The 7,435-nt window shown below is 63.0% G+C and carries 9 protein-coding genes; 3 read left to right on the forward strand and 6 right to left on the reverse strand.

Features of this window, described 5'->3' with window-relative positions; all coding sequences use genetic code 11:
- The 3 genes from EN745_RS25145 to rpoZ form a co-directional block, all read right to left on the reverse strand.
- Positions 1-360, reverse strand: a 360-nt coding sequence (locus tag EN745_RS25145) for a phosphoribosyltransferase family protein (protein WP_127422517.1), incomplete at its 3' end; no start/stop codon positions are given.
- Between the two features lie 102 nt (positions 361-462).
- Complete coding sequence (locus EN745_RS25150; RefSeq protein ID WP_126055719.1) at positions 463-2,691, reverse strand: bifunctional (p)ppGpp synthetase/guanosine-3',5'-bis(diphosphate) 3'-pyrophosphohydrolase; 2,229 nt, start codon at positions 2,689-2,691, stop codon at positions 463-465.
- 123 nt (positions 2,692-2,814) lie between these two features.
- Entirely contained in the window at positions 2,815-3,216 is a 402-nt protein-coding gene (gene rpoZ, locus EN745_RS25155; RefSeq protein WP_126055720.1) for a DNA-directed RNA polymerase subunit omega, read from the reverse strand.
- 304 nt (positions 3,217-3,520) lie between these two features.
- On the opposite strand from rpoZ, the gene EN745_RS25160 reads away from it, so the two are divergent.
- Positions 3,521-4,102: an NYN domain-containing protein gene (locus tag EN745_RS25160; protein ID WP_126055721.1), complete on the forward strand. Its 582-nt coding sequence runs from the start codon at positions 3,521-3,523 to the stop codon at positions 4,100-4,102.
- Positions 4,099-4,770: a uracil-DNA glycosylase gene (locus EN745_RS25165; protein ID WP_189363155.1), complete on the forward strand. Its 672-nt coding sequence runs from the start codon at positions 4,099-4,101 to the stop codon at positions 4,768-4,770. Before EN745_RS25160 ends, EN745_RS25165 begins: the two co-directional genes overlap by 4 nt.
- On the opposite strand, the gene EN745_RS25170 is transcribed toward EN745_RS25165, so the two are convergent.
- From EN745_RS25170 to dapA, 3 genes are all read right to left on the reverse strand, one after another.
- Positions 4,739-5,485, reverse strand: a complete 747-nt coding sequence (locus tag EN745_RS25170; protein ID WP_127422518.1) for a GH25 family lysozyme — start codon at positions 5,483-5,485, stop codon at positions 4,739-4,741. The genes EN745_RS25165 and EN745_RS25170 overlap by 32 nt on opposite strands.
- Before the next feature lie 81 nt (positions 5,486-5,566).
- Positions 5,567-6,046, reverse strand: coding sequence for an SsrA-binding protein SmpB (gene smpB, locus EN745_RS25175; RefSeq protein ID WP_126055723.1), 480 nt, complete (start codon positions 6,044-6,046; stop codon positions 5,567-5,569).
- A gap of 109 nt (positions 6,047-6,155) precedes the next feature.
- The gene (gene dapA, locus EN745_RS25180; RefSeq protein ID WP_126055724.1) at positions 6,156-7,037 is read right to left on the reverse strand and encodes a 4-hydroxy-tetrahydrodipicolinate synthase; all 882 of its coding nucleotides are present in this window, start codon (positions 7,035-7,037) and stop codon (positions 6,156-6,158) included.
- A gap of 153 nt (positions 7,038-7,190) precedes the next feature.
- On the opposite strand from dapA, the gene EN745_RS36575 reads away from it, so the two are divergent.
- The coding region (locus EN745_RS36575; protein WP_210213774.1) for a hypothetical protein at positions 7,191-7,435 on the forward strand (245 nt) is incomplete at its 3' end.

The raw sequence follows: 7,435 nt of genomic DNA on the forward strand, positions 1-7,435 counted from the left end.
GGTCACGATGTCCTCGACGATGACGACACGCGAGCCCTTGGCGATCTCGAAGCGGCGCAGCCTGAACTCGCCCCCTTCCCGTTCGACCCAGATCGCCGGGGCGCCGAGATGACGCGAGGTTTCGTAAGCCGGGATCAGGCCACCGATCGCCGGGCCGACGACATAGTCGATCCGGCCGGGCACCGCCTTGCGGATCTTCTCGGCCAGCGCCTTGCACAACCGCTCGGTCTTGTCGGCATGCATGAAGACCCTCGCCTTCTGCAGGAAGACCGGACTGCGCAAGCCCGACGTCAGGATGAAATGGCCCTCCAGAACTGCGCCGGCCTCGCGGAAGATGCCCAGCACTTCGTCGGTGTTCATAGTTGCTCCATGCCGATGGTGGGTGGTGAATCAGTAGTGAGTAGTTGGTAGTGAGAGCCCCTTCTATTCACTATTCACTATTCACTATTCACTATTCACTATTCATCCATTCACGCGCCTTGCATCGCTGACGCTCGAATTGTCCTTGAGCTGCGAGAGCAGCCGGTTCAGGTGCTTGAGATCCCAGACCTCAAGATCGATCAGCATTTCGGTGAAGTCGGGCGCGGTGCGCACCATCGACAGTGTATGGATGTTGGCATCGTTCGAGGCAACGACCTGGGCGATGTCGGCAAGCGAGCCCGGCGCATTGATGGCCGTGACCGAAATGCGCGCCGGGAAACGCTCCTTGGTGCGCTCGTCAATGTCCCAGCGCACATCGATCCAGCGCTCGGGCTGGTCGTCAAAGGCCTGCAGCGCCGGCGACTGGATCGGGTAAATGGTGATGCCGGTGCCGGGCTGGATGATGCCGACGATGCGGTCGCCAGGCACGGCACCCTCCGGCGCGAAGCGAACCGGCAAATCGCCGCGCACACCGCGGATCGGAACCGCGCCATCGCGCGGCTGGTCCTTGTCCTTGCGCGCGGCGCGGCCGGGCATCTGGAACAGCATGCCGGCGGCGTTGCGGATCTTCGACCAGCCCTCCTCCCTCTGCTTGGGGGCGCCGACCGTGACGCGCTCGTCCTTATAGTCGGGGAACACCGCCTTCATGACGTCGGTCGAGGCCAGTTCGCCGCGGCCGACGGAGGCCAGCACGTCGTCAATGTCCTTGCGCGCCAGCCGGTGCAGCACCGGCTTCAGGCTCTCCTTGGTGAAATTCTTGCCGGCGCGTTCAAAGGCGCGCTCCAAAATGCGGGCGCCGAGGCCGGAATATTGCTTGCGGATGGCATTCTTGGTGGCGCGGCGGATGGCGGCGCGCGCCTTGCCGGTGACGACCACCGATTCCCAGGCCGCCGGCGGCACCTGCGCCTTGGAGCGGATGATCTCGACCTCGTCGCCATTCTTCAACTCCGTCATCAGCGGCATGATGCGGCCATTGACCTTGGCGCCAACGCACGTGTCGCCGACATCGGTGTGGACGGCATAGGCGAAGTCGATGGGGGTCGCGCCACGCGGCAGCGCGATCAGCATGCCCTTTGGCGTGAAGCAGAACACCTGGTCCTGGAAGAGCTCCAGCTTGGTGTTCTCGAGGAAGTCCTCCGGGTTGTCGCCTTCGGCCAGCTGCTCGATGGTGCGCCGCAGCCAGGCATAGGCGTTGGTCTCCTTCGAGATGGCATGGCCGGCGCCATTCGTCTTGCCGCCAGTATCCTTGTAGATCGAATGCGCGGCGACGCCGTATTCGGCGATCTTGTTCATCTCGCGGGTGCGGATCTGCAATTCGACGCGCTGGCGCGACGGGCCGACGATGGTGGTGTGGATCGAGCGGTAGTCGTTCTGCTTGGGAGTCGAGATGTAGTCCTTGAAGCGGCCGGGCACCATCGACCATGTCGTGTGGATGGCGCCGAGCGCCCGGTAGCAATCCTCGACGGTGTCGACGACGACGCGGAAGCCGAAGATGTCGGAAAGCTGCTCGAAGGAGAGCGCCTTGGCCTCCATCTTGCGGAACACCGACCACGGCTTCTTCTGACGGCTTTTGACGCTGGCCCTGATCGCATGCTTTTCGAACAGACCGGACAGCGCCTTTTCGATCTCGGTCAGAACGCCCTTGTTGCGCTCGAATATCTCGGCGAGCCTCGCGGTGACGGCGCGGTAGGCTTCCGGATTGATGTAGCGGAAGGCGATCTCCTCAAGCTCCTCGCGCATGCCCTGCATGCCCATGCGACCGGCGAGCGGCGCATAGATGTCCATCGTCTCCTCGGCGATGCGCAGGCGCTTGGCTTCGGGAACATGGTCGAGCGTGCGCATGTTGTGCAGGCGGTCGGCGAGCTTGACGAGCAGCACGCGCACGTCCTCGGAGATCGCCAGCAGGAGCTTGCGCAGGTTCTCCGCCTGCTCGGCCTTCTTGGAGACGAGGTCGAGCTTCTTGAGCTTGGTCAGGCCCTCGACCAGCTTGCCCATTTCCGGCCCGAACAATTCGTCGATCTCGGCCCTGGTCGCGGTGGTGTCCTCGATCGTGTCATGCAGCAGGGCAACCGCAATGGTCGCTTCGTCCATATGCATATCGGTGAGGATGGCGGCGACTTCGAGCGGATGCGAGAAATAGGGATCGCCGGAAGCGCGCTTCTGGTGGCCATGCTTCTGCATGGCGTAGACGTAGGCCTTGTTCAACAGCGCCTCGTTGACGTCAGGCTTGTAGCGCTGGACGCGCTCGACAAGCTCATACTGACGCATCATGGGCGGGATCTCTCGGTGCTGAAATGAATCATGCGCCGCACTGGTGTGCGGCGCATGTCATAGATAGCCACGAAACTGCCGATACGGAAGTGCCGGATGCTTGATCCAGGCAATTCCAAGAGCTTAGTAGTCGTCGCTCTTTTCCGGCGGCACCAAGCCTTCGATGCCGGCCAGAAGGTCTTCCTCGGTCATGCGGTCGAAAGCGATATTGTCCTCGGCATCGTCGGCATCGGCCGTCGCGACGGCAGCACCGGTCTGGTCCGCGATCACCTCGCCGTCAGCTTCCGGCTCGTCGACCTCGACGTGCTTCTGCAGCGAGTGGATCAGGTCTTCCTTGAGATCGTCGGGCGACAGCGTCTCGTCGGCGATCTCGCGCAGCGCGATCACCGGGTTCTTGTCGTTATCGCGCGGCACGGTGATCTGCGCGCCCTGGCTGATCTGACGGGCGCGGTGGCCGGCCAGAAGCACGAGCTCGAAGCGGTTGTCGACCTTGTCGATGCAATCTTCAACGGTTACGCGGGCCATGAATTGCCCCTTTCATGCGATGGATTTGATGGAAAACAGGCGCGGTCCTTAACCTGAACGCCGCTAAAATACAAGCTTCTTGGCAAGGTGGTGCGGCTTCAGGGGTTATCCAGGCTCAGTGCGGGAAAAGACCCGCGACGATGGCACCGCCGATCACAATTGCTTGCGAGGCACCGACACTGCTTGGATTGCCGCAAAACTGGCGCTATCTCGGATGATAAGGCCGTATGGTCCATCATGGGGCCGCGGGCATGGTCGCCGATGCATTTAGACGACCGCCCATTTTGAAAAAGGACATTTTTCCATGTTCGACCCTCGTGAGAAAATCGCTCTTTTCATCGACGGCGCAAATCTCTATGCCACCTCGCGGGCGCTCGGCTTCGACATCGACTACCGCAAGCTTCTGTCGAGCTTCCAGAAGCGCGGCTATCTGTTGCGTGCCTACTACTACACGGCGCTGGTTGAGGATCAGGAATATTCCTCAATCCGGCCGCTGATCGACTGGCTCGACTATAACGGCTTCAAGGTGGTGACCAAGCCGGCCAAGGAATTCACCGACTCGACCGGCCGCCGCAAGATCAAGGGCAATATGGACATCGAACTCACCGTCGATGCGCTCGAGCTCGCCGACGTCGTCGACCACTATGTCATCTTCTCCGGCGACGGCGATTTCCGCACGCTGGTGGAGGCGCTGCAGCGGCGCGGCCGCAAGGTTTCGATCGTCTCGACGATGGCCTCGCAGCCGCCGATGATATCGGACGACCTGCGTCGCCAGGCCGACCATTTCATCGACCTGATGAGCCTGAAGAACGAAGTCGGCCGCGATCCGTCCGAGCGGCCGGTGCGGCGGCCCGAACCGGCCGAGGTCGACGAGGACGAGTATTGACGACGGCGGCCCTGGTGGCCGCGACCTCCCCCGAACCCGGCCGCGACTGCCCGCTCTGCCCGCGGCTGCATGATTTCATCGCCGACTGGCGGCAGCGCGAGCCGACCTGGTTCAATGCACCGGTGCCGACCTTCCTGCCGCCGGAGGGCGAGGACGCGGTGCGGCTGCTCATCGTCGGGCTGGCGCCCGGCCTGTGCGGAGCCAACCGCACTGGACGGCCGTTCACCGGCGACTATGCCGGCGACCTGCTCTACGGCACTCTGATCGCGCAAGGCCTGGCGCGCGGCGAATTCAAGGCAAGGCCCGATGACGGACTGCAGCTGGTGCAGACCGCCATCACCAACGCGGTGCGCTGCGTGCCGCCGGAGAACAAGCCGGTAGGCGGCGAGATCGCCACCTGCCGGAGTTTCCTGGTGCCGACGATCGGGCGCTTTCCCAATTTGCGCGCGGTGCTGGCGCTGGGCTCGATCGCACACCAGTCGACGGTGCGGGCACTGGGCGAGCGCGTCGCCGCCTATCCGTTCCGGCACGGCGGACGTCAGGAAGCCGGAAGCATCACGCTGTTCTCCAGCTACCACTGCTCGCGCTACAACACCAACACCGGCGTGCTGACGGAAGCAATGTTCGTCAATGTGTTCAAGGAGATCGCGGCGTTTCTACAGGAATAGAATCGACCGGTGCCGAGGCAAACAGCGCGGCCAGCCTGTCCGCCCCACCCTGCAGCACGTTCAGGTCGACATCGCCCACGATACCGTCGACGCGGCCCCGGTTGTGGTACTGCCAGTAGATCCAGTCGTCCTCGCCCGGCCGCATGGCCAGCGAGCGCAGCCAGCGCAGGCGAACGGCGATATGCGCCGAGTAGGCCTGAGCCGCCTCATCGGTGAGATAGACGATCGCCGGCTTGCCGAAGGCCGCCTCGACCGGGCCGAGGAACGCCTGGAGTTCGGTATTCAATTGCTCGGCCGACGGCCGCTGCGGGCAATTGCCGCCGAATTCGATGTCGACCACCGGCGGCAGCAGCGGCTCGCCGCGCGGCACCACCGAGATGAAATTCCTCGCCTGGTCGCCACCCGGCCGGCAGAAGGTGAAGAAGTGATAGGCGCCGACCGCCAGCCCCGCCTCGCGCGCCTCGCGCAGGTTGGTGGCGAAGGCATCGTCGACATGATCGCCGCCTTCGGTCGCCTTGATGACGGCAAAGGCGACGTCGTCGGCGGCAACGCGTCGCCAGTCGATCCGGCCCTGGTGGTGGGAGACGTCGATGCCCCTGACCGGGAATCGGTCGCGATCAGGAGAGAAAGTGTGGAAATAAAACAGCCCGCCCACTGCGGCGATGCACGCCAGAACAAGGCCGGCCAGGACCCAGAGGACGATCCGCTTCTTCAAGACTATCCCCTGCTGTCGGCTCCACATCTCCGCAAGCTGAAGGCGAACTGTTGGCTTTTTTCAGGCTGCTGCTGAGATTTTTCAACCGCGTTGCTTGAGCAGGCGACCCTTCTCGCGCGACCAGTCGCGCTGCTTCTCGGTCTCGCGCTTGTCGTGCAGCTTCTTGCCGCGGGCGACTGCAAGCAAAAGCTTGGCGCGACCGCGATCGTTGAAATAGATCTTGAGCGGCACCAGCGTCATGCCTTCGCGATCGACGCTCTGCGACAGCTTCGCCATCTCGCGCTTGGAGAGCAGAAGCTTGCGGCGCCGGCGCGGCTCGTGGTTGAAGCGATTTGCCTGAAGATATTCCGGCAGGTAGGAATTGATCAGCCAGATCTCGCCACCCTCGGCCGAGGCGTAGGATTCCTGGATGTTGGCCTGGCCCTGGCGCAGCGACTTGACCTCGGTGCCGGTCAGCACCAGGCCGGCCTCGATCGTGTCGAGGACTTCGTAGGAGAACCGCGCCTTGCGGTTCTCCGCAACGGTCCTGTTGTTGGGATCGGCTTTCTTGACCTGATTCATAATGCGGAGAGGTGGCACCTCATCTAGAGCGATTCACCGTTTCATGGAAACGTCGAACCGCTCTATCTATTCATTTTGACGCAATTCCGGACTTTTTCCTGGAATTGCTCTAGTTTATCAAGCCGGCGTGCTTCATCGCCTGGTCGATCTTCTCGGCCGTCGAAGCCTCGATCGTGACCAGCGGCGAGCGCACGACGTTCTCGACCTTGCCCAGCTTCGAGAGCGCGTATTTGGCGCCGCACAGGCCAGGCTCGGTGAAGATCGCCTTGTGCAGCGGCAGCAGGCGATCCTGCAAGTCGAGCGCCGTGGCGCTGTCGCCGGACAGCGTCGCTTCCTGGAACTCCGAGCAGAGGCGGGGCGCGACGTTCGACGTCACCGAGATGCAGCCGACGCCGCCATGCGCGTTGAAGCCCAGCGCCGAGGCATCCTCGCCGGAAAGCTGGATGAAGTCCTTGCCGCAGGTAGCGCGCTGCTCGGAGACGCGCTCGACTTTGCCGGTGGCATCCTTGACGCCGACGATGTTCTTGAAGTCGTGCGCCAACCGACCCATCGTCTCGGGCGTCATGTCGATGACCGAGCGCGGCGGGATATTGTAGATGATGATCGGCAGCTTGGTCGCGCGGGCGACAGCGGCGAAGTGCTCGTAGAGGCCGCGCTGCGTCGGCTTGTTATAATAGGGCGTGACGACGAGCGCGGCATCGGCACCCGCCTGCTCGGCAAACTGCACCAGGCCCACCGCCTCTTCGGTGTTGTTGGAGCCGGCGCCGGCGACGACCGGAGCGCGGCCCTTGGCGACCTCGATGCAGACCTTGACCACCTGGCGGTGCTCGTCATGCGACAGCGTCGGCGACTCGCCTGTGGTGCCCACCGGAACCAGCCCCTTGGTGCCCTCGGCGAGCTGCCACTCGATGAAGGCGCGAAAGGCTTTCTCGTCGAAACGCCCGCTCTTGTCGAACGGTGTAACGAGCGCGGTCAGCGAGCCTCTCAGCATATCGTCCAAACTCCTTGGGACTTCGTTGGTTTATGCATCTCGTTGCCCCAAAACCGGTGTCCACTTTTGGGCGACATGCATTCGTGTTTTATCGGTCGGTCTATCGTGCGCGCCTTCTAGCCGAAAGCGAAGCCGCGCACCATAGTCTCGACATTGTTCAGCGGCAAGCATTGCCGTGGTGCCAGTGTCGGCAATTCGAACGACCTCGATAACCTTTTGTTTACGGGCTCTTCACGACCTGAGTTTAGCTTCAAGCCGTCTTGGGCTGCTGGTAATGTGCTCGAACAGGAAATGACGAACCACATGTCAGGCCGGCGGCCCCGTCTTTTCGCGCTTCTGGGCGCGACGCTTGCGCTGATGCCGGTCGCGGCGATCGGCGGGGGCGGCGACGTGCAGAC

Origin of the sequence: Mesorhizobium sp. M4A.F.Ca.ET.022.05.2.1, from assembly GCF_003998845.1 — a bacterium.
Lineage (GTDB): Bacteria > Pseudomonadota > Alphaproteobacteria > Rhizobiales > Rhizobiaceae > Mesorhizobium.

Coding starts and splice junctions, on each gene's coding strand:
- EN745_RS25150 (WP_126055719.1), bottom strand. CDS start 2,691: ATGATGCGTCAGTATGAGCTTGTCGAGCGCGTCCAGCGCTACAAGCCT.
- rpoZ (WP_126055720.1), bottom strand. CDS start 3,216: ATGGCCCGCGTAACCGTTGAAGATTGCATCGACAAGGTCGACAACCGC.
- EN745_RS25160 (WP_126055721.1), top strand. CDS start 3,521: ATGTTCGACCCTCGTGAGAAAATCGCTCTTTTCATCGACGGCGCAAAT.
- smpB (WP_126055723.1), bottom strand. CDS start 6,046: ATGAATCAGGTCAAGAAAGCCGATCCCAACAACAGGACCGTTGCGGAG.
- dapA (WP_126055724.1), bottom strand. CDS start 7,037: ATGCTGAGAGGCTCGCTGACCGCGCTCGTTACACCGTTCGACAAGAGC.